Source organism: Sphingomonas sp. (assembly GCF_036269755.1).
In the GTDB taxonomy this organism is placed as follows: Bacteria; Pseudomonadota; Alphaproteobacteria; order Sphingomonadales; family Sphingomonadaceae; genus Sphingomonas.
In genome coordinates this window covers 1-18,664 of record NZ_DATBDV010000005.1, presented here as the reverse complement: position 1 = coordinate 18,664, position 18,664 = coordinate 1, and the positions used below count along the sequence as shown (strand labels likewise).

The window sequence follows — 18,664 nt, the reverse complement described above, 5'->3', positions numbered from 1 at the left end:
CGCTCAGGCCGGAACACCGTAGAGATCGTGCTCGTCGGCATCCTCGATGGCGACGAGCACGATATCGCCGACCTTTAGGTGCCCGGCGTCGCGCAGGAACACCTCGCCGTCGATCTCGGGAGCGTCGGCCTGCGAACGACCCGTCGCGCCACCGTCTTCATCGACCGCGTCGATGATCACCGGCAGCGTTCGCCCGACCTTGGCCGCGAGCTTCGCCGCGCTGATCGCCGCGGTCTTCTCCATGATCCGGGCATAGCGCTCTTCCTTGACCGCTTCGGGCACCGGATCGGGCAGCGCGTTGGCGGCCGCCCCCTCGACCGGTTCGAACCGGAACGCGCCGACTCGGTCGAGTTGCGCTTCGTCGAGCCAGTCGAGCAAATACTGGAAATCCTCCTCGGTCTCGCCGGGAAAGCCGACGACGAAGGTCGATCGGATCGCGATGTCGGGACAGATTTCGCGCCACTTGTGGACGCGCTCGAGCACCTTGGCCTCATTGGCCGGACGGCGCATTAGCTTGAGGACGTTGCGGCTGGCGTGCTGGAACGGGATGTCGAGGTACGGAAGGATCAGCCCCTCGGCCATCAGCGGGATGACCTGGTCGACGTGCGGGTAGGGGTAGACGTAGTGGAGGCGTACCCAGGGGGCTATTTTTCCAAGCTCGCGCGCTAGATCGGTCATGTGCGCGCGAACCTCGCTGCCATGCCACATGCGCGGGTGATGCCGGATATCGACGCCGTACGCCGAGGTATCCTGGCTGATCACCAGCAATTCCTTCGTGCCCGCCTCGACCAGCTTCTCCGCCTCGCGCAGGATCGCGTCGGGGCGGCGCGACACCAGGTCGCCGCGCAGCGACGGAATGATGCAGAACGCGCAGCGGTGGTTGCAGCCCTCCGAAATCTTGAGATAGCTGTAATGCCGCGGCGTAAGCTTGAGCCCGCCTTCGGGCACGAGGTTGAGGAACGCGTTGGGCGGCATCGGCGCCGCGTCGTGCACCGCGCCGACGACTTGCTCGTATTCGTGCGCGCCGGTGATCGCGAGCACGTCGGGGAAGCGGGTGCGGATGACCTCGGCTTCCTTGCCCATGCAGCCCGTGACGATGACTCGGCCATTCTCCGCGATCGCCTCGCCGATCGCTTCGAGGCTCTCCTCCTTGGCGGAATCGAGAAAGCCGCAGGTGTTGACCAAGACGACGTCGGCGCCCGCATAATCGGGCGACATCTGATAGCCGTCGGAGCGCAGCTTGGTCAGGATACGCTCGCTGTCGACCAGATTCTTGGGACAGCCGAGCGAGACCATGCCCACACGGGGCGGGGGGGGGAGAATTGTTGCCATGGGGAGGCGCGGCACATAGCGATTGTCGGGGGAATTTTCCAGCGCCACAATCTACGCCTCCCCGGCGAAGGCCGGGGGCCAGCTGCGGAGCGTTGGTTATGGAAACGCCGTCCTACGTCTACATCATGGCCAGCAGGCGAAACGGCACGATCTATCTCGGTTCAACCGACGACCTGATCCGCCGCGCCTGGGAACACCGCGAAGGCTTGGTCGAAGGCTTCACCAAACGGCATGGCTGCAAGTTGCTGGTCTGGTACGAACAACATGGCGACCTGGCCTCGGCCCGCTTGCGCGAACGCAGAATGAGGGAATGGAACCGTGCGTGGAAATTGCGCGAGATCGAAGGGATGAATCCCGAATGGGAGGATTTGTACGAGAGGATCGCGCGGCCTTGAACGTCGCTCAACCTCCATACGTTTCCCCGGCGAAGGCCGCGGTCCAGCTGCGAGCGGCCCGATGCTGGCCCCCGGCCTTCGCCGGGGAGGCGTAACGGTGCAATTGTCTCTTACGCGGCATCCCGATTTCGCAAGTTCAGCGGTATCCGCAATCCGTGCATCGCTCGAACGCGCCGGCACGACGCTCGCGATACTCTATTCGGTGGAGGGCGAACTCGATCGGGTGCAGTGGCCCGGCCCCGTCGGCCCCGCACGCGCCGACGAATTATGGAAACACACCTGCTTCGAAGCTTTCGTGCAGCCTGCGGCATCGCCAGCCTATACAGAATTGAACTTCTCTCCGTCTGGCGAGTGGGCGGCCTATTCGTTCGATGCCTGCCGACAAGGAATGCGGCACGCGCCATTCGCACCCGTTTTTTCTTGGCGGTCACCCGTGCTGAGGGCGTCGGTCGATCTCGTCGACACGCTGGCGGATTGGCGCCTCAACCTCGCCGCCGTGATCGAAGCCAAGGACGGCACCAAATCGTACTGGGCGCTCGCGCATGCCCCCGGCCCACCCGATTTCCACAACCCGGATTGCTTTATCGCGACGCTCCCGGCCCCTGAACGCTCTTGACCCCTCACGCTTCCCCGGCGAAGGCCGGGGCCCAGCATCGGGCGGGTCGCGGCTGGGCCCCGGCCTTTCGCCGGGGAAGCGTAGAGAAGGTTGTACGGCGCGCCATGAAATTCGGTATCGACCGCCTGCTCGCCGACCCAGACCTCCGCAAGCCGCTCGAGGGCAAGCGCGTCGCGCTCCTCGCCCACCCGGCGTCGGTCACTGCCGGCCTGACGCATTCGCTCGACGCGCTCGTCGCGGCCGGCGTCAACGTCTCGGCGATGTTCGGACCGCAGCATGGCGTGCGCGGCGACCTTCAGGACAATATGATGGAGTCGCCCGACTTCACCGACGCGACCTACAACATTCCGGTGTTCAGCCTGTACGGCGAGGTGCGGCGTCCCTGCGGCCAGTCGATGGGCACGTTCGACACGATCCTGATCGACCTGCAGGATGTCGGGTGCCGGATCTACACCTTCGTCACGACCCTGCTGTACGTGCTCCAAGCCGCCGCCGAGCACGGCAAGTCGGTGTGGGTGCTCGATCGCCCTAACCCCGCGGGGCGCCCTGTCGAGGGACTTACATTGCTGCCGGGCTGGGAAAGCTTCGTCGGCGCCGGGCCGATGCCGATGCGGCACGGCATGACGCTGGGCGAGCTCGGCCATTGGTTCGTCGATCACTTCAAGCTCGACCTCGATTACCGCGTGATCACGATGGAGGGGTGGGCGCCCGACACCGCGCCTGGCTTCGGCTGGCCGCCGGAGCGCGTTTGGATCAACCCGAGCCCCAATGCCGCCAACGTCAACATGGCGCGCGCCTATGCGGGCACGGTGATGCTCGAAGGCACCAATTTGAGCGAAGGGCGCGGCACCACGCGTCCGCTCGAACTGTTCGGCGCGCCCGACGTGGATGCCAAGGCGGTGATCGCCGAGATGCGCCGGATCGCCCCGCACTGGCTGAACGGCTGCACGTTGCGCGACATCTGGTTCCAGCCGACCTTCCACAAGCATGCCGGCCAATTGTGCAACGGCGTGTTCATCCATGCCGAAGGCGCCGCGTACGACCACGAAGCGTTCCAGCCGTGGCGGCTTCAGGCGCTCGGCTTCAAGGCGATCCGCGCACTCTATCCCGATTACGATCTGTGGCGCGATTTCCCGTACGAATACGAGTTCGACAAGCTCGCGATCGACGTCATCAACGCCGGACCGGGCTTGCGCTCCTGGGTCGACGATGCCGCGGCCGAACCGGGCGACCTCAATGCCGCGACCGCCCCTGACGAAATCGCCTGGGCGGACGTTCGCCGGCCGCATTTGCTGTATTGAGCCGATGATGGTCGTGCGTTTCCTGCTTTCTACCCTGCTGGCGATCGGCCCCGGCATGGCGCTCGCGCAAGCTGCCGCGGGGCGGCAGGACGAAATCGTCATCCGCGGCCGCTCTCTGCCCGACCGCAAGGCCGCCCAGACCTATGTCGCCAATATTTCGGTGCGCAGCGACGGCCAGCTCGCGCGGTTCCACCAGCCGGTCTGCCCCAGCGTGATCGGCCTGCCGCGCGACTATACGGCGATCGTCGAAAGCCGCATCCGCGAGGACGCCGTGGCGGTGAAGGCGCCGGTTGCGAAAAACGCCAAATGCTCGGCCAATTTGATCGTCATCGTGGCGAGCGACGGCGCGGCGCTGGTCCGCGACATGCGTGTCAACCGTCCGGGCTGGCTGACTGGCCTGAGCAGCGCGGATGTCGACGCGTTGGCCGCTCCGGGCCCGGCGCGGGCGTGGAGCATCACGTCGTTGCGCAACGAAGACGGCGAAGGCGTCGGCGCGCCGCGCGGCGCGACGACCCGCGACCCGCTGGGCGCCGCGCCCGCGTTTCGCGTCCGCTCGGCGTCGATCGTCCGACAGCCCAACCGGCAGGACGTCGAGGGATCGTTCGTCGTCATCGATCAGGCCGCGACGGTGGGGCTGAGCCTGCGCCAGATCGCCGATTATGCCGCGATGCGCGGGCTCGCGGTCACGCGCACGCCCGCGCCGGGCGGGGCGACCGAAACGATCCTGTCGCTGCTCGACGGCACCGCGACTCACCCGCGCGGATTGACCGCTACCGACACGGCGTATCTCCGCGCGCTCTATGCGAGCGACGGTCTCGACGGCGCGGTGAGCGAGCGCAACGCCATTGCGCGGCGTATCGCCAAGGGAAAGTGACCGAAATCCGAGTCATTCCAACGCTCTGGCGCGAGTCGCTGTCGCTTAGTCCCAAAGCAGGTGCATTCGCTTCGATACCTGACATGGATCAAGCTCAGGGAATCGCGGGGCGGGGACCAGCCCAATGGAATCGGACATTCGTTTTTACGCGCGCCGCCTGGCGCAGGAGCAAGTCGCCGCACGCACCGCGCTGACGGTCGAAGCGCGCGCCCGCCGGCTCGCGCTGGCGGCGAAATTCGAGGCGAAACTGGCGTCGCTCTGCGGCTGACCCTCACCGTTTCCGCGTCAACTCGCGCATCGCATCATCCAGCCCAGCCAGCGTCAGCGGGTACATGCGGTCGTTGACCAGTTCCCGCATGATCTTGATCGACTGCGAATAGCCCCATTGCTCTTCCTTGATCGGGTTGAGCCACACCGCGGCGGGATAGGTATTGGTCAGCCGGTGCATCCACACCGCGCCCGATTCCTCGTTGAAATGCTCGACCGACCCGCCCGGATGGGTGATCTCGTACGGGCTCATCGACGCGTCGCCGACGAGCACCAGCTTGTAGTCGTGGCCGAACTTGTGGAGCACGTCCCACATCGGCGTGCGCTCGGCAAACCGGCGGCGATTGTCCTTCCACACGCCTTCATACGGGCAATTGTGGAAATAGAAGAACTCCATGTTCTTGAACTCCGAGGTCGCGGCCGAGAACAATTCCTCGCAAAGCTTGACCCACGGGTCCATCGATCCGCCGACGTCGAGGAACAGCAGCAGCTTGACCGCATTGTGCCGCTCGGGCCGCATATGGATGTCGAGCCAGCCCTGCCGCGCGGTGCCCTCGATCGTCGCGTCCATGTCGAGCTCGTCGGCCGATCCTTCGCGCGCGAAACGGCGCAGGCGGCGCAGCGCGATCTTGATGTTGCGCGTGCCGAGCTCGCGGGTGTTGTCGAGGTTCCTGAACTCGCGCTGATCCCACACCTTGAGCGCCTTGCCGTGCTTCGACTCGCCGCCGATCCGCACGCCTTCGGGGTTGTAGCCGCCATTGCCGTAGGGCGAGGTCCCGCCGGTGCCGATCCACTTGTTGCCGCCTTGGTGGCGCTTTTCCTGTTCCTCGAGCCGCTGCTTGAGCGTCTCCATGATCTCGTCCCACGAACCGAGCGACTGAATCGCCGCCATTTCCTCGGGCGTCAGGTACTTTTCGGCGATGGCCTTGAGCCAATCGGCTGGGATTTCCGCGGCTTGCGCGCCATAGCTCGTCGCGATTCCCTTGAAGACCTTGGCGAACACCTGATCGAAGCGATCGAGCAGCCCCTCGTCCTTCACGTACACCGCGCGGCTGAGGTAATAGAAATCCTCGGGCGTGCGGCCGATCACGTCCTTGTCGAGCGCCTCGAGCAGGATGAGGTGCTCCTTCAGGCTCGCCGGAATGCCGGCGGCGCGAAGCTCGTCTAGGAAGTTGAAGAACATCGCTGGCTTTCGTTCCCCTCCCGCTTGCGGGAGGGGTTAGGGGTGGGCCTGTATAACTTGTCTGCTTGAGACATGCCCACCCCCGGCCCCTCCCGCAAGCGGGAGAGGAGAATTCAGCGATACGCGTCGATCAGCGCACCGACATAGTCGGGTTGCCTGCTGGTCAGTTCCGGCGCCGATTTTACCCGCGATCCGTCGGTCGTCGCCGGATAGATGAACCCGTAAAGCGGGAAGGTGGTCGAGCCGAGCCCTTCGGCGTCGCGGTACCAGACGCGGACTTCGCTCCAGTCATTGTCGGGGCTGACGTCGGTCAGCGTCACGTCCTGCTCGGCATGCCCACGCTCGCCGTTCTGGCGCGACCAATTGGCGTGGGTCACCATCACGACGCGGCTGTCGATCACGCGGCTGATCACCGCGACATGGCCGAGCGGCAGCCGGCTGGTCTTGCGGAACACCGCGACGGCACCGACCCGGGGCGCATCGCCGCGCTTGTAACGGCCCTCCGCCTGGTCCCACCACGTCCAGGCGTCGCCATAGATCTGGATGCCCGAAGCCGCGCGCGCGAACGGGACGCACTGGCCGACATAATCGAGCAGCGAGCTGGCTTGCGCGGGGAGCGTCGCGATCCCAGCAAGGATCGCCGTCGTCACACAGAAAAGGATGGTCCCGCCCCTCATGCCGCGACCCGGATAAGGCGGCATGGTTGACGATAGCGTTGGCGGATATCCCTAACGCGGCGTTGACCGGGTTTCGCGGGCGGCGAGGGCTGCCGATGGATCGGCAATGGATGATGAGGTAAAATCCAAGCTTGACCAAATAGAGTTTGCGCGCTTATCTTTTCTGATCATCGTCGTGATGCTGTGCCTCTAAGTCGTGACGAAGTACGACTGTGAAGACAGGGAGGCAGATCATGGGCAGGTTCAGCAAATATCTGGTCGCGTCGATGCTGGTTTCGGGATCGTTCGTTGCCTGGCACGCGACGTATTCGCAGACCGCGAGCAAGTCGCTGGGCGCCGCCGCCAATGTGCGGATGGCGGCGCTGCGCGGTGCCACGCCGTTCCAGAACAGCGACGGCAGCGTGCCGCCGCCGGGGATGACCACCTTCACGCTGAGCCACGACTGGCCGACGGCGCCGCTGCCGCCGATCACCAATGCGCCATGGCGGACGGCGATCGGCAACGGGCTGATCACCACCAAGAACGCGCCGGCTTATGCCGAAGCGCTCAAGGCCGCCGTCGCCACCAACGCGCGCGCGCTGATCGCCCAGGGCAGCGGCTTCGATGCCGCCGCCGCGGGCTGGTATAACGAGCCATGGGTCGGCAGCCTGCGCGATCCGTTGCAAGGCACCTATTGCGCGGGCGCGTTCGGCCCCAGCTTCTTTCCCAATACCGGGTTGCGCGCGTCGTTCGATACGCGCGTGCTGACCTATTACGACAAGCGCGCGGCGGCATCCTTGTACAGCGTGTGGGGCAAAACCGCGATGCGGCCCAACGTCCAGACCGCCAATTTCCAGTTCGCCGAGGGCGCGATCGTCGTCAAGGCGGCGCTGTTCCAGTCGATCGACCCGAACCAACCGACCGGCTGGTGGGACGCGATGACCGGCGCGCAGCAATGGAACATGTTCATTCCGATCGACTGCAACGCCGACGTCCCTGCCGCCCCGACCGTCGTTCCAGGCTATATCGCGCAGTTCGACATCGTCGTGAAGGACAGCCAGTCGGCGCCGAAGACCGGCTGGGTGTTCATGACCCTGGTCTACGATTCGACGCGTCCGGGCGATATCTGGGACAAGATGGTGCCGCTCGGCGCGCAATGGGGCAACGATCCGCAGGCGACCTCGTCGACCGCGACGCTGACCGAGAACTGGATCAACCCCGCCGCGCCGCTTTACGCGACTCAAACCCTGGGGTTCGGCGGTCGGCTGTCGGGCCCGAACGACGGCGCGACCAACGCCATCGCGGTCAACGGGAAGGTCTTGCCCAACGCGCCCGATTCGGGCTGCATGAGCTGCCACAGCACGTCGCAATGGAACGCCGCTAACCATGCGTTCCCGACCTTCCTGCTGCCGTCTTTCCCGCCGCCCAAGGGACAGTCGAACCCGCCGTTCCTCGCCTGCGGGAATGACGGCAAGCCGGTCAAGGGCGGCGCCCCCAATATCTGTTCGCCGGCGCCGGGATCGGCGCTGTGGATGAAGTGGTTCCAGAACCGGCTCGGGACGCAAGCGATGGACGCCGGCGCTACGGCGACCGATTTCGACGAGGTGTTCGCGTTCAAGTCGCTGCCTTTGTGGTGGAGTGCGGTCGGGCCGAAGAACCAGCCGATGCCGATGCTGACTCGAATCCAGTTCACCGGCCGGCGTACCAACCAATATTCGGGCGCGCCCGCGCGCGAGTAAGCGCGCGGCGAGCCGCTTGGGGGGAATAGGGATCCGGCGCGGCGGTTGCGGCGCCGCCCGACCTTAGGGCCGCACTCCGCCGCCCTGCTGGCGCTTGGCCATGAACGCCAGCCGCTCGAACAGCATCACGTCCTGCTCGTTCTTGAGCAGCGCGCCGTGCAAGGGGGGGATCGCCTTGGTCGGGTCGCGGTTCTGGAGCACGTCGAGCGGCATGTCCTCGTGGAGCAGCAGCTTGAGCCAGTCGAGCAATTCGCTGGTCGACGGCTTCTTCTTGAGCCCCGGCACGTCGCGAACGTCGTAGAAAATGTCCATCGCCTTCGACACCAGGATCTTCTGGATGCCCGGGAAATGCACGTCGACGATCGCCTGCATCGTCTCGCGGTCGGGGAACTTGATATAGTGGAAGAAACAGCGGCGCAGGAACGCGTCGGGCAGTTCCTTTTCGTTGTTCGAGGTGATCACGACGATCGGGCGTTCCACGGCACGCACCGTCTGCTTGGTCTCGTAGACATGGAATTCCATGCGATCGAGTTCCTGGAGCAGATCGTTGGGGAACTCGATGTCGGCCTTGTCGATCTCGTCGATCAGCAGGACGGGGACCTCCGGCGCGGTGAACGCCTCCCACAATTTGCCGCGGCGGATATAGTTCGAAATGTCGTGCACGCGCTCGTCGCCGAGCTGGCCGTCGCGCAACCGCGCCACCGCGTCATATTCGTACAGGCCCTGCTGCGCCTTGGTGGTCGACTTGACGTTCCACTCGATCAGCGGCGCGCCGACCGCCTTGGCGATCTCGTAGGCGAGCACGGTCTTGCCCGTCCCAGGCTCGCCCTTGACCAGCAGCGGCCGGCGCAGCGTCACCGCGGCGTTGACCGCGACCTTGAGGTCCTCGGTCGCGACGTAACTTTCGGTGCCTGCAAAGCGAATCATGGACGGTCCCGGCTTTTTCGAATGTCGGGTTTGGTTAGGCAGGGGGTCGAGCGCGCGCAAGCCCTAGCCGTGTGCGCCGATTCGCGACGCCGAGCGTCGAGCGCGATTGCCTCGCACCGGGATATCGGCGATCCTCCATGGCAAAGAGGGGAGTTCGCAATGAGCGAAAACCAGATACGGTTCGACGACGGCGCGGCGTACGAGCGCATGATGGGGGTGTGGAGCCGCCTCGTCGGCGAGCAATTCCTCGCCTGGCTGGCGCCGCCGGCGGGCCAAAGCTGGATCGACGTCGGGTGCGGCAACGGCGCGTTCACCGAGCTGCTGGTCGAACGCTGCGCCCCCGCCAGGGTGGTCGGCGTCGACCCTTCCGAAGGCCAGCTCGACTTCGCGCGCTCGCGGCACACGGCGGGCGTGGCCGAGTTCCGGTGCGGCGGGGCCACCGCTTTGCCGTTCGACGACGACAGTTTCGACGCCGCGGTCATGGCGCTGGTGCTGTTCTTCGTCCCCGATCCCGCGCAGGGCGTCGCCGAAATGCGGCGCGTGGTGAAGCCCGGCGGGACGATCTCGGCCTATGTCTGGGATCTGCTCGAGCCCGAAGGCTTCCCGATGGCGCCGCTCCAGGACGAGCTGCGCGCGCTCGGCGTTTCGCCGATGCTGCCGCCGAGCGCGGAGGTTTCGCGGATGGACGCGTTGCGTGCCTGCTGGGTCGCAGCGGGGCTGAGCGATGTCGCCACGCGCGAGATCACCGTGTCGCGCAGCTTCGCGGATTTCGACGATTTCTGGGCGTCGGTCCAGATCGCGCTCGGCATGATCTCGGCAGGCAGCCCGTTGGGCGCGGACGATCGCGCCGCGATCCAGCGGCATCTGCGCGCCCGCATGCCCGCCGACGCGTCGGGCCAGGTCACCTACGCATCGCGCGCCAACGCCGTGACCGGCCGCGTGCTCTCGCTTACCTGAAGGCGGCGCTCAGTGGCGGTCGCGCGCGCTCTTCCTGGCGTCGGCCAAGTCCCACAGCGCGCGGTGCTGCGCGAGCAATTGCTGCGCGCCGAAACTCATCGCGCGCTCGACTGCGGGATCGGCCGCGAGCGCAGCGGCGAGAGTCTCGGTCTCGGCGTCGAGCGGCAGCGTCGACGGCAGCGCGCCGAACCCCGCACGCTCGGCTGCCGCGTCGAGCAAGCGCCGGACCGCGCGCCAATCGAGCGCCAGCGCGATCGTCGCGCCCATCGCGCAGCCGGTGCGGTCGGATTGCGCGAGCATGTCCAGCGCGCGGCATTGCGCGGTGACCGCGGCTTCGGATTCGGCCTGGCCGGGGGTGGAAGGGATCGGGCCGGCGGCGGCGGTCAGCCGCGCGAGCAACGCGCGCTCCTCGGCAAACGCCGACGCGGCTTCCTCGAGCCACGATTCGGCAACCGCGCCGGGGCCATGCGACAGGGCATGATCGATCACCCCAGGATGGCGGCCGTGCAACGCGCACAGCAAGTGGATCGCATCGGCGAGGTCGCGAGTCGTCGCCTTGGGCGCACACATCGCCTGGACGTACGGGTGATGCGCGCTGCCGTCGGCATCGGCGAGCGTGGCAAGCACGCTCCAGCTGCCAGGACGGCGATCGAACGGGACGGTTTCGACTGGCATGCTTCCCCATCTGCCCAACGGATTTCGGGCTTTGTGGGGCAAGGACTATACCGAAGCGCGTAAAGACCCGGTTTATGCGAGCTTAAGCATGTCGCAAGGGTCGTGGCTTCGGGTCGGCTCGTGGGCCGGTTGCGGTCTGACGGCTTTCGGTGGCCCGGCGTAGGAAGCGGACTAGGGCAAACAACCTGCTTTATAAGCCTAGCACGTGAAAAGCCCCGCTGGCATAGGCGAGCGGGGCTCCACCACTTATTTAAAGATGCTCAAGATAAGTACAACAACCACGGACACGAGAACGTCATGTCCGATTTTGAACGCAAAAGAGCTCAATTTGCTCATTTTTCGGCTCCGAATCCGGAGCGTTGAGCGGCTCGATGCTGGCGCATCTAATAAATGCACCGGCCACCCAACGATCCCATCGGGCGAGAGATTCAAGGCGCGTTGGCGATCGAGCTTGCATCCGCGCATTGCGGCATTTGGGGAGCTAATGAATCCAATGCAAGGTCCTAAGAGCATCGGCCTCACAGTGTCGTCGACGATGGTGTGAGGCGCGCCCGAAAGCTGCCACAATAGAAGCTCTTCGTAATTAGGCGGAATTCTGGGCCGCTTTCAGACAGGCGGCTTTCAGACGATTGATGTAATTGCTGCCGCTGCTGGCTGATGGTTCACACCGGGAGGTCCCGACCAACTCACGCCTTTCCGTTTGGGCTGTGGGAAGTCCGCTCCCACCAAAACCGGCCATTGCAAGGCTGATAGCGGCCGGGCAGCTACCCAACGCGCCGATATATCTCCGCGGGGCTAATGGCCGTGATCCAGGCATTTCGGGCGGGTAACCGCAATCGCTGCGTGAGGTCTATTGCTCAGGCGCAGGCTTGGGCGATGCGCTTTTTATTCTCGAGCTGGTGATAGACGACCTGCGGAGCCACGCTGAAGGTGCTGGCGATCGTATATTGGTCCTTGTCGTCCGCCCGCATCGACTGAATCTCGTCGATGGGCGCGAGGAATTCAGCGGCGAAAGCGCGACCGGCTGCCTGACGATAGGCATTCTGCAGGCTGTTGATCGGCGCGGCTTCCTCAGACGGAAAACAGGCAGCGTCGCCGACCGCCCGAGCCAGTGCAAAAAGGTGCATCGACGGTGCGAAATCGCGCTCGCCGTGGTTCCGGATATGGACATTGATTCCGTGCGCACCTTCCCGCCGCAGGGCATTAATCCCGTCGACCTTGGGTGCAAGCGTAAAGTTCTTCGACCCAAGCTTCTCGGCCAACTCGATGAAGCTAGCAAATGCCTGGGACGGTTTGAGGTGGAGCGCGCGGCGCATCGCGCGGGCGCGCCGATAGCCTATAGCCCAGGCCTGCCCGCTCGCGTGCGGCTGCGCGTTTCTGGCGAGCTGGTCGACGATCGGGCGAAGTTCGGCGAGCCGATATTGGTGCCCCTTGATCCGCATCATCCTCTCGACCCAGCCGATGAGCCGGGCCTGATCGACATTCGCGGCGTCGCTAACGAACTCGATAAGCGGCTCATCGTCGAAGACCAATTCCGCGCTTTCGATAAATCCGGCGAGCTTGTCGGCGATATTATAAGGATCGAGGCCGAGGCTCCCGGCCGCCTCGCAGAAGAACCGCTCCCGGGAGCGGCGCGAGGACTGGACCCGCTCCCACCGGATCGCCGCGCTGTTCGTTGGCAGGCCGCGATCCTTTAATCGCGCCAGCGTGTCGGTAATCAGTCCACCCAGCCAGGCTTCACCATCCGCCCGGCTGAGGACCTCCTGCGTCCCGCTCAGGAACCGGAGATCTGGATCGACATAGGCGCATTCATGCGCACTCACTTCAAAGGCGGCGCCGTCGAAATAGAAGCGGACATCGGGCAATAGGTAGCCAGTGCGATAGCGGCGCAGCGAAAACTCTCGGTCGCGCGATCCGAAGATCGTCCACCAGTCATGAGCCAAGCCGTTGACCAACCCGAACAGCGCGACCGTCACATGGTCATCAAGATCGCTGCCGCTGATATGGGTGGTGACATTCTGCCCGTTGAGCCAAAGACGCAGGTCTCCAACCGTCGCGCGCTCCTCGGGCACGGCGTTCTCCGCATCGTCCAGCCATTCAATCGAATGCTTCAAGTTTCTCAGCCTCAGTGATGGGCCAGCCCTTATATGTTCCTGCCGTCTGATTGACAGCGAATCCGAACCAGAACTGCCCTTCCTTGTCTCGATACCAGATATGTTTCGGAAAAGTACCATCGCCGTCGCAAAAGCGAAGCTGTCCCGCGCTCAGCGCTGCCTGCACCCAGCCGCTTGCTTCATCCCGCTCTTCCTCGGTCGTCCGGTGGCAAATATTGGTCTTCTGCTTTTTTGGCCGCTTTGCCTTGCCATCGGGACCGATCCACGCCTGCGGCAATCCGCCCCAGAAGCGCTTCACCTTATGCTCGGGGCTGCCGAGGTAGCTTGCTAGCTCGATCTGCTCCTTGGTGAGAGGGGCGCGTGGAGGCATTTGTTTCGGCCTGGGCATCGTCCCGAGGATAGCGATTAAAACGCCCACCCTGCAACAAGACGTCGGCCGAGAATATGGGATGTCTATGAGCGGCAGGGACTGGCGACCACGGTAACCCACCAAAAATTAGCTCCGGTGATGGCGTCGCATTCAATCGCCCGCGCTTGCCGTCACGTCTTGCTGGCGAAGAAGCGATCGAACTCCTGGAAGGTGTGGTCGAGAAGTCGAAGCCCCCCATGGGCAAGACCGACCACAAAAACGCCGGCAGCAAGCTGGTGCTTGTCGTGGTTGCGCACGAACGTAAGCGCGAAATCTACTTCGGCGGCCTCTTCCTCATAGAGAGCGGCAAAGCCCTCGGTGCCTTCCGCAACCTTCAGCCGTTGGAGTTGCTCGGCCGAGAAGAGAACTTCCAGCCTGACTTCGGCGTCACCCCATCCCTCGTCTCGGTAGGTCGCATGCTTGAACGTGTTGGCGATCGCCCTTGCCAACGCGAGGTCCGGTAACCAGGTCAGGACCTCTTTATCGAACAGCGCTATGTCAATTTGTCTTCCTTGACTGCGCGCCTCGGCGTGCGCGGCTTTCTCAAGCCATTCGACGAGTGATGCGGTCGAGATGCAGGCGTTCTGCAGAAGATAGACCATACCATCAACGTCGATCGGCTTTTCGGGATCGGCGCGCTTGAGCTCGAACTCGTTCGCCTCCCAGTTCAGCTTCGCAAGAATGTCGTAGGGGTTATCATGAATCACCAGCCTGCCCGGCTGGTTCGTCCACGGATGTTGCTCTCTTCCGCGCCTCGCCATTGTTGATCATTCTCCTTCGTCAACAATATTCTAAAAGGTGGTATGCAGCCTGCTTCCGACCACCATCAATCGATCAGAGAACGCTCCATTCTCCAGGATTCGGTTCGCTGCCGATCTTCGCTAGGACATAAGCAATCGGTGTTAGTTCAACGACCGCTTTCGGGATCGCTCAAGGCAGAGCTGTACGACCGGCATTGGGGCGCAAAGCAGACGTGGTTCGCATGACCCCGGTTGGGCGTCGGGTAAAGCGCTGCGACTAAGAGTCGTCCGCCTGAGCGCTGGCTACGATCAGCGCGACGACGCCTCGGATCCAGTCGCCGCGGCGGCGCGGGGCGAACGAAGCGGTGACTTGGCGCGGTTCGTCCTGCGTGAGCAACGGCGCCGAGACCGCTCGGGGGGTGCCGTCGGTGGCGACCGCGGCGATGACGGCGGCGACTTCGGCGCGCGCGGGAAGCGCGAACAGCGAGACCAGCCGCATCGACGACAGCATCGGGCCCGGGACGCCGGTCAGCGCCGACAGCGTGGTGTGCGGGCCGTCGAGGAAGCCGTGCTCGTCGATCCGCGCGACCGCGGCGCCGGAGGACATGGCAAAAGTCTGGTCGAACGAATCGCGATCCTCCACGGCATGCGCGGCGTCGCGTCCGAACAGCGCGACCCCGTCGGGATGCGGCGCGATCGCCAGCGTTACCGGGCGCGCCGGTTCGCCGGCGAGGGTCAGTTCGACCGTCTCCGCCAGCGCGAATTCGGCGACGCGGCCGATCGACTGGAGCAAGGCCGCCGCTGCATCGGCTGCGACCAGCGCTGCGACGGGGGCACCGGGCGCGGCATCGTCGCCGAACCGCGCGCGGACCGATCGGCTGGCAGCGACGATCGCGCCCGTTGGGTGGGCGATCACGATCATGTCGGGCGAACCGTCGAGCAGGGCGGTGAGTCGGCGGTCCTCGTCGCCTTCGGGCTGGTGCGTCCGGCACAGCCGTTCGATCAGCTCGACCGAAGCGAGCACCAGCCGCGGCTTGCCGCGGTGGAGGACGTAGACGGGCGATACGAGCGCGCGCTCGCGCCACCATCCGAACCGGCGGACGAGTTCGGACGCGGTGACGACGTCACCGGGGGCAGGGGACTGGGGCACATCCATGCCGCCGTCATCGGCACAAGCGCGCGGGCGCGACAAGGCGATGCGACCGAAGCGGAGACGATTGTTGTGCGCCGCCGCGTGCGCCCCTAGCGTGCGCCGAAAATAGAGGAGCGGGCGGATGCGGAACTGGTGGGCGTTGCTGGCGGCGATCGTCGGCGCGGTGATCCTGGCGGTGGTGGCGACGACGCCGCCGGGGCCGGCCGGGACGGATGCGCCCGCGACCGACTTCTCCGCTGCACGCGCGATGACCGACGACCGCGTGATCGGCCGAGCGCCGCACCCGACCGGCAGCGCCGAGGACGCCGCGGTGCGCGCCTACCTGATCCAGCGTCTGCGCGGCATGGGGATGGAGGTTGCCGAGGCGACCGGCACGATGGACGACGAAGGCGCCAAGCGGCTGGCGAACTGGAGCAAGTCCGACGCCACGCCGCCGCTGACCAACATCGTTGCGGTCCTGCCCGGACGCGACCGCTCGGCGCCGGCGGTGCTGCTGATGGCGCATCACGACAGCGTGTGGGGATCGCCGGGCGCTGCGGACGACGCCGCGGGTGTGGTGTCGCTGCTCGAGACGGTGCGTGCGATCCGCGCCGGCGGGCATCAGCCGGCGCGCGACTTGATGGTGCTGCTGACCGACGGCGAGGAACTGGGGCTGGAGGGGGTGAAGGCGTTCTTCGCGAGCGACCCGCGCCGCGGGCATGTCGGGGTGATCGTCAACCTCGAGACTCGCGGCGGCGGCGGCCGCGCGCAGATGTTCGAGACCGGCGCGGACAATGGCGCGATGATCGACCTGATGCGGCGCAGCGTCGCGCGGCCGGTCGCGACCTCGCTCAGCGTGTTCATCTACAAGAAGCTGCCCAATTCGACCGATTACACGGTGGCGAAGCGGCTCGGTGTGCCGGGGTTCAACTACGCGTTCATCGGCCGCCCGTCGCAATATCATTCGCCGACCGCGACTCCGGATGCGCTCGACCACGGCGCGTTGCAGGACATGGGGCGGCAAGTGCTCGATCTGACTCGCGGGCTGCTCGCGGCGCCGGCGCTGCCGGGTGCGGCGCCCGATCGCGTGTTCTTCGACGCATTCGGGCTGGTGTTCGTGAGCTATGCGGCATGGGTCGGCTGGCTGATCCTGCTGGTCGGCGTCGCGGGCTATGCGGGCGCGGCGTGGCGGCGCGGGACGCTGGGCGAGGTCGCGACCGGCGCGGGGGCGATGCTCGCGCTGATCCTCGGCGCGGGGCTGCTGCTGTGGCTGGTCAACCTCGTCTCGGGCGCGGGCGGTGCGGTCAATTATTACGACCGGCTCGCGGCGATCCCGCGGCTCGAGGCGCAGGCGCTGCTCGTCTGCCTCGCGGCGTTGGTGGTGGCGCGCGGGCGGTGGCTGCGGCCGAACGCGGGAAGCATTGCGGGGGCGGCCTTACCGCTCGTGCTGCTCGCGATCCTCGCCCAGGCGACCGCGCCGACCGCGGCGTACCCGCTCGCGGTGCCGCTGATGCTCGGCGGGCTGGCGGCGGCGAGCTGGCGCTGGTTCGGCACGACCACCGGCGTGATCGCCAGCGCCGTCGCGGCGATGCTCGGGGTCGGCTACATGCTCGGCTTCGGCTTCTTCCTGCTCGAGGCGGTCGGGCCCAAGACGCCGATGATCGCGGCGCTCCCGCTCGGCGTCAGCGCGCTGCTCCTGCTCCCGCTGACCCCGCCGGTGGCACGCCGCCGCAGCGACCTCGCCGCAGCACTCCTGCTCGCCGCAGCGCTCGGCATCGCGCTCTGGGTGCTGCTCGATCCGGTCGCGCCGAGCATCGCGGTGTACAGCAGCGATCACTGAGCCGCGCCCCGCCCCCAAGCGCACGCCCACGCCCACGCCCACGCCCCACGGAATCCTTGCAATGTAGGATTTCGCGTGAAACAAAAGGAGAACACATAACCGCCTGACGGGAGAATGCAATGGGCTCGGCGAGCGACGGACGCAGCGGCAGCACGCGAGTCAAACACGGCAAGGACGGGCCGCAGGTCGTCACCATCACCGGCCACCGCTGGACCGACGAGGCCGAGGCGAAATTCCTCGATCACCTCGCCGCCAGCTGCAACGTCACCGCCGCCGCCGCCGCCTGCGGGTTCAGCAAGGAAGCGATCTACCGCCGCCGCAGCGCCGACCCGGTGTTCGCCGAACGCTGGCAGGCCGCGCTCGCGCAAGGCTATGCCCGCATCGAAATGGCGCTGGTCGGCCGCGCCGCCGACGCGATGGAGGGCCTCGTGCCCGATCCCGACACGCCGATCCCCGAAATGACCGTGCGCGACGCCATCGCGGTGCTCGGGCTGCACCGCGCCAGCGTCAAGGGCGAAGGGCGCCGCCCCGGCTGGCGCGCGCGCCCGCGCAGCCTCGACCAGGTCCGCGAATCGATCCTCACCAAGCTCGAAGCGATCGAGGCGGCGCGCCGCGCGCTCCCCGCACCGGTGCCCGATGAAGCCTGAGCGCCTGCTCCCGCCCGACCTCGACATCGCCGCGTATCTCGGCTCGCTCCCGCCGCATCTGCGCGAGCAGGCGGTGCGGATGCTCGGCGAGCAGGAGGGCGATTCGCTCGACCGCGACTGGACGAGCTGGGCGCATCACGGCCAGCACCCGCCCGAAGGCCTTCCCGACGGCACCCCCTGGTCGACCTGGGTGCTCAAGGCCGGGCGCGGGTTCGGCAAGACGCTGACTGGTGCGCATTGGGTGACCCGGCTGATCGCGCTCGGCCCCGCCGACCTGCGCATCGCGTTGATCGGCGCGACGCTGGAGGATGCGCGCCGCGTGATGGTCGAGGGGCGCAGCGGGCTGCTCACCGTCGCCGATGCCTGGCTGACCGAATGGCACCCGAGCCTTCGCCGCCTCAAGTTCCGCACCGGCGCGGAGGCGATCCTGTTCTCCGGCGCGTCGCCCGAAATGCTGCGCGGCCCGGAGCATCACGCCGCGTGGTGCGACGAACTCGCCAAGTGGGAAAAGCCGCAGGACAGCTGGGACATGCTCCAGCTCGGCCTGCGCCTCGGCCTCGCTCCGCAAACGCTCGTCACCACCACCCCGCGCCCCGGCCCGGTGCTGAGCGCGATCATGGCCGAGAAGAGCTCGGTCGTCACCGGCGGCCCGACCCGCGCCAACCCGCACATCTCGGCCGCGTACAAGCAGCGCGTGACCGAGCTCTACGAAGGCTCGCGGCTCGGGCGTCAGGAGCTCGATGGCGAGCTGCTGCCGGATGCGGCCGGCGCGTTGTGGAGCGTGGAACTGATCGCGAGATGCCGCCTAAATCCTCCCCGGGACGGGGAGGGGGACCGCGAAGCGGTGGTGGGGGCGCCCC

Annotated in this window: 19 protein-coding genes; 10 read left to right on the top strand and 9 right to left on the bottom strand. The window is 66.2% G+C overall.

The window, feature by feature from the left end:
• Positions 1-3 precede the first annotated feature (3 nt).
• Positions 4-1,332 carry a 30S ribosomal protein S12 methylthiotransferase RimO gene (rimO, locus tag VH326_RS05630; RefSeq protein ID WP_329630824.1) on the bottom strand — a complete coding sequence of 443 codons (1,329 nt, stop codon included), beginning with the start codon at positions 1,330-1,332 and terminating at the stop codon, positions 4-6.
• A 98-nt stretch (positions 1,333-1,430) separates the two neighbouring features.
• Here rimO and VH326_RS05625 point away from each other — a divergent pair, with 98 nt between their 5' ends.
• From VH326_RS05625 to VH326_RS05605, 5 genes are all read left to right on the top strand, one after another.
• Positions 1,431-1,727, top strand: coding sequence for a GIY-YIG nuclease family protein (locus VH326_RS05625; RefSeq protein WP_329630823.1), 297 nt, complete (start codon positions 1,431-1,433; stop codon positions 1,725-1,727).
• Between the two features lie 202 nt (positions 1,728-1,929).
• Positions 1,930-2,343 carry a DOMON-like domain-containing protein gene (locus VH326_RS05620; protein WP_329630822.1) on the top strand — a complete coding sequence of 138 codons (414 nt, stop codon included), beginning with the start codon at positions 1,930-1,932 and terminating at the stop codon, positions 2,341-2,343.
• Positions 2,344-2,447: 104 nt separating this feature from the next.
• On the top strand, positions 2,448-3,644 hold the full coding sequence (locus VH326_RS05615) for a DUF1343 domain-containing protein (protein WP_329630821.1): 1,197 nt from the start codon (positions 2,448-2,450) through the stop codon (positions 3,642-3,644).
• A gap of 7 nt (positions 3,645-3,651) precedes the next feature.
• Positions 3,652-4,518, top strand: coding sequence for a hypothetical protein (locus VH326_RS05610; RefSeq protein ID WP_329630820.1), 867 nt, complete (start codon positions 3,652-3,654; stop codon positions 4,516-4,518).
• A 124-nt stretch (positions 4,519-4,642) separates the two neighbouring features.
• Complete coding sequence (locus VH326_RS05605) at positions 4,643-4,786, top strand: hypothetical protein (protein WP_329630819.1); 144 nt, start codon at positions 4,643-4,645, stop codon at positions 4,784-4,786.
• 3 nt (positions 4,787-4,789) lie between these two features.
• On the opposite strand, the gene VH326_RS05600 is transcribed toward VH326_RS05605, so the two are convergent.
• Entirely contained in the window at positions 4,790-5,968 is a 1,179-nt protein-coding gene (locus VH326_RS05600) for a vWA domain-containing protein (RefSeq protein ID WP_329630818.1), read from the bottom strand.
• Between the two features lie 113 nt (positions 5,969-6,081).
• The gene (locus tag VH326_RS05595; protein WP_329630817.1) at positions 6,082-6,645 is read right to left on the bottom strand and encodes a CHAP domain-containing protein; all 564 of its coding nucleotides are present in this window, start codon (positions 6,643-6,645) and stop codon (positions 6,082-6,084) included.
• 233 nt (positions 6,646-6,878) lie between these two features.
• On the opposite strand from VH326_RS05595, the gene VH326_RS05590 reads away from it, so the two are divergent.
• A complete protein-coding gene (locus VH326_RS05590; RefSeq protein WP_329630816.1) occupies positions 6,879-8,363 on the top strand; it encodes a hypothetical protein in 1,485 nt (494 codons plus the stop codon).
• Between the two features lie 63 nt (positions 8,364-8,426).
• On the opposite strand, the gene VH326_RS05585 is transcribed toward VH326_RS05590, so the two are convergent.
• A complete protein-coding gene (locus VH326_RS05585; RefSeq protein WP_329630890.1) occupies positions 8,427-9,287 on the bottom strand; it encodes a MoxR family ATPase in 861 nt (286 codons plus the stop codon).
• A gap of 162 nt (positions 9,288-9,449) precedes the next feature.
• Here VH326_RS05585 and VH326_RS05580 point away from each other — a divergent pair, with 162 nt between their 5' ends.
• Positions 9,450-10,247, top strand: coding sequence for a class I SAM-dependent methyltransferase (locus VH326_RS05580; protein ID WP_329630815.1), 798 nt, complete (start codon positions 9,450-9,452; stop codon positions 10,245-10,247).
• 9 nt (positions 10,248-10,256) lie between these two features.
• On the opposite strand, the gene VH326_RS05575 is transcribed toward VH326_RS05580, so the two are convergent.
• The 5 genes from VH326_RS05575 to VH326_RS05555 all read right to left on the bottom strand — a co-directional run bounded on the left by VH326_RS05575 (position 10,257) and on the right by VH326_RS05555 (position 15,341).
• A complete protein-coding gene (locus VH326_RS05575) occupies positions 10,257-10,922 on the bottom strand; it encodes a DUF6975 family protein (RefSeq protein ID WP_329630814.1) in 666 nt (221 codons plus the stop codon).
• An 857-nt stretch (positions 10,923-11,779) separates the two neighbouring features.
• Positions 11,780-13,036: a hypothetical protein gene (locus VH326_RS05570; protein WP_329630813.1), complete on the bottom strand. Its 1,257-nt coding sequence runs from the start codon at positions 13,034-13,036 to the stop codon at positions 11,780-11,782.
• Positions 13,020-13,406, bottom strand: coding sequence for a hypothetical protein (locus tag VH326_RS05565; protein WP_329630812.1), 387 nt, complete (start codon positions 13,404-13,406; stop codon positions 13,020-13,022). The genes VH326_RS05570 and VH326_RS05565 overlap by 17 nt, the downstream gene beginning before the upstream one ends.
• A gap of 170 nt (positions 13,407-13,576) precedes the next feature.
• Positions 13,577-14,206, bottom strand: coding sequence for a hypothetical protein (locus tag VH326_RS05560; protein ID WP_329630811.1), 630 nt, complete (start codon positions 14,204-14,206; stop codon positions 13,577-13,579).
• Between the two features lie 256 nt (positions 14,207-14,462).
• Complete coding sequence (locus VH326_RS05555; RefSeq protein WP_329630810.1) at positions 14,463-15,341, bottom strand: hypothetical protein; 879 nt, start codon at positions 15,339-15,341, stop codon at positions 14,463-14,465.
• A 118-nt stretch (positions 15,342-15,459) separates the two neighbouring features.
• On the opposite strand from VH326_RS05555, the gene VH326_RS05550 reads away from it, so the two are divergent.
• From VH326_RS05550 to VH326_RS05540, 3 genes are all read left to right on the top strand, one after another.
• A complete protein-coding gene (locus VH326_RS05550; protein WP_329630809.1) occupies positions 15,460-17,157 on the top strand; it encodes a M20/M25/M40 family metallo-hydrolase in 1,698 nt (565 codons plus the stop codon).
• Positions 17,158-17,276: 119 nt separating this feature from the next.
• On the top strand, positions 17,277-17,804 hold the full coding sequence (locus tag VH326_RS05545) for a hypothetical protein (protein WP_329630808.1): 528 nt from the start codon (positions 17,277-17,279) through the stop codon (positions 17,802-17,804).
• Positions 17,794-18,664 (top strand): terminase large subunit domain-containing protein (locus VH326_RS05540; protein WP_329630807.1); only part of this gene is annotated, 871 nt, incomplete at its 3' end. The genes VH326_RS05545 and VH326_RS05540, both read left to right, overlap by 11 nt.

Bases quoted from the DNA above. Each gene is read 5' to 3' on its own strand.
- rimO (WP_329630824.1), bottom strand. From the start codon at position 1,332: ATGGCAACAATTCTCCCCCCCCCGCCCCGTGTGGGCATGGTCTCGCTC.
- VH326_RS05625 (WP_329630823.1), top strand. From the start codon at position 1,431: ATGGAAACGCCGTCCTACGTCTACATCATGGCCAGCAGGCGAAACGGC.
- VH326_RS05615 (WP_329630821.1), top strand. From the start codon at position 2,448: ATGAAATTCGGTATCGACCGCCTGCTCGCCGACCCAGACCTCCGCAAG.
- VH326_RS05610 (WP_329630820.1), top strand. From the start codon at position 3,652: ATGGTCGTGCGTTTCCTGCTTTCTACCCTGCTGGCGATCGGCCCCGGC.
- VH326_RS05605 (WP_329630819.1), top strand. From the start codon at position 4,643: ATGGAATCGGACATTCGTTTTTACGCGCGCCGCCTGGCGCAGGAGCAA.
- VH326_RS05600 (WP_329630818.1), bottom strand. From the start codon at position 5,968: ATGTTCTTCAACTTCCTAGACGAGCTTCGCGCCGCCGGCATTCCGGCG.
- VH326_RS05595 (WP_329630817.1), bottom strand. From the start codon at position 6,645: ATGAGGGGCGGGACCATCCTTTTCTGTGTGACGACGGCGATCCTTGCT.
- VH326_RS05590 (WP_329630816.1), top strand. From the start codon at position 6,879: ATGGGCAGGTTCAGCAAATATCTGGTCGCGTCGATGCTGGTTTCGGGA.
- VH326_RS05580 (WP_329630815.1), top strand. From the start codon at position 9,450: ATGAGCGAAAACCAGATACGGTTCGACGACGGCGCGGCGTACGAGCGC.
- VH326_RS05575 (WP_329630814.1), bottom strand. From the start codon at position 10,922: ATGCCAGTCGAAACCGTCCCGTTCGATCGCCGTCCTGGCAGCTGGAGC.
- VH326_RS05565 (WP_329630812.1), bottom strand. From the start codon at position 13,406: ATGCCTCCACGCGCCCCTCTCACCAAGGAGCAGATCGAGCTAGCAAGC.
- VH326_RS05560 (WP_329630811.1), bottom strand. From the start codon at position 14,206: ATGGCGAGGCGCGGAAGAGAGCAACATCCGTGGACGAACCAGCCGGGC.
- VH326_RS05555 (WP_329630810.1), bottom strand. From the start codon at position 15,341: ATGGATGTGCCCCAGTCCCCTGCCCCCGGTGACGTCGTCACCGCGTCC.
- VH326_RS05550 (WP_329630809.1), top strand. From the start codon at position 15,460: ATGCGGAACTGGTGGGCGTTGCTGGCGGCGATCGTCGGCGCGGTGATC.
- VH326_RS05545 (WP_329630808.1), top strand. From the start codon at position 17,277: ATGGGCTCGGCGAGCGACGGACGCAGCGGCAGCACGCGAGTCAAACAC.